Below are 1,491 nucleotides of genomic sequence, written 5' to 3'. Positions count from 1 at the left end.
CTTAAGATCCTGTCTATGATAATGCTCAGGTTGGTGAAACCTACGCCATGATTAAAGCGTTGAATAAGCTCACAGGGTTAGGTATGCCTAAAACGATAGAAATAGCCTAATAATCACCCATACTGGCCGTTTCTATCTGAGATCCAATTAGGAAACAAAGCCATCTGAAAGCGATCAAGCAGCAGAACAGGCAGCAAAGGAACTTGCAAACCCAAACACAGCTTACGCTAGCCTTAATTTAAAGCTCCAGTATTCAGGTGGTTACGATGGTGGAGGGGACAGTTTCGCTACAGTATTACAGCCGACACTGCCGTTTCCCATGGATAACGGCGACAAAGTGATCTTCCGCCCGGCCATCTCTTATGTACAGAACGATTTCCATGTGGACGCACCAGCAAGCTCGCAACACACGGAGCAGTCAGGCTTTACAGACATCTCATTTGATTTAGCTTATGCGCCTAAAATGGAGGGCGGTACTATTGTCGCGTTCGGTATCTTTGCTTCGTTGCCAACGGGCAGCAGTGACTTAACAGCGGATCAATTTGCTGTCGGACCAGAGTTTATGGTCGGGAAAGCGAGTAGCGAGCGAGTTGTCGGTATGTTCCCAAATCACTTGTATGGTGTTTCTGGAGACGGAGCCGACCATTCTGATACTCGAATCAACAGGACGTCGACACAAGTGTTTTGGGTGGAGATCTTAGGAGGCGGTTGGACGGTGGGCTCTGCACCAACATTCTCGTACGACTGGAATAAGGATCTGGCGGAAATTCCGTTAAACATCAGTGTTAGTAAAACAACGGTTCTGAATGGACGCCCTTGGAAGTTTGGCATTGAAGCGAACTATTACCTTGAGAAAGACGAAAAAACGCGTCCAGATTTTATGTTGAGCTTTAATATCAGCCCTGTGGTGGAAAATAAACTGACATCTTTGTTCGATTAAGCCGTTATTTGAAATACAGTTTTAGAAACGAAAAAGGCTGAACGATCATCGTTCAGCCTTTGGTGTTATTGGATTAAGCGATTCTATTAACCAGCAGCAACTTGCATGATGAGACCACAGATGTAAGCGCCGTATGTACCGAGAGCATAACCCAATACCGCCATTAGGATACCTACTGGTGCCAATGCTGGGTGGAATGCAGCCGCGACGATAGGTGCCGATGCAGCGCCGCCTACGTTAGCTTGGCTACCTACAGCCATAAAGAACAATGGTGCACGAATTAGCTTCGCCATCACAATCATTAGAAGGGCATGGATAGTTAACCATGTAATACCAATGAAGAAGTAACCTGGGTTGTCTAATATAGCTGTCACATCCATTTGCATACCGATAGTTGCAACTAGGATGTAGATGAACGCTGAACCTACTTTAGACGCGCCGCTGTGCTCAAGGCTACGTGTAGATTTGAAGCATGAAGCGATCAGCGCGAACGTTGTCACCATTACGATCAGCCAGAAGAAGCCAGATGTTAGTAAGCGTGCCATGAACAC

Annotated in this window: 1 protein-coding gene and 1 pseudogene; one reads left to right on the top strand and one right to left on the bottom strand. The window is 46.4% G+C overall.

The genetic code is table 11. From position 1 onward, the window contains the following. Nucleotides 1-163: 163 nt before the first annotated feature. Nucleotides 164-940: pseudogene (locus AB4493_RS20010) on the top strand (hypothetical protein); the annotation flags it as partial. Nucleotides 941-1,026: 86 nt separating this feature from the next. Here AB4493_RS20010 and AB4493_RS20005 read toward each other — a convergent pair. Next, nucleotides 1,027-1,491 (bottom strand): DUF819 family protein (locus AB4493_RS20005; RefSeq protein WP_372155682.1); only part of this gene is annotated, 465 nt, incomplete at its 5' end.

The organism is Vibrio sp. 10N.222.55.A1 (assembly GCF_041473835.1).
GTDB classification, from domain to species: domain Bacteria; phylum Pseudomonadota; class Gammaproteobacteria; order Enterobacterales; family Vibrionaceae; genus Vibrio; species Vibrio crassostreae_C.
This window is presented reverse-complemented; position numbering and strand designations above follow the sequence as displayed.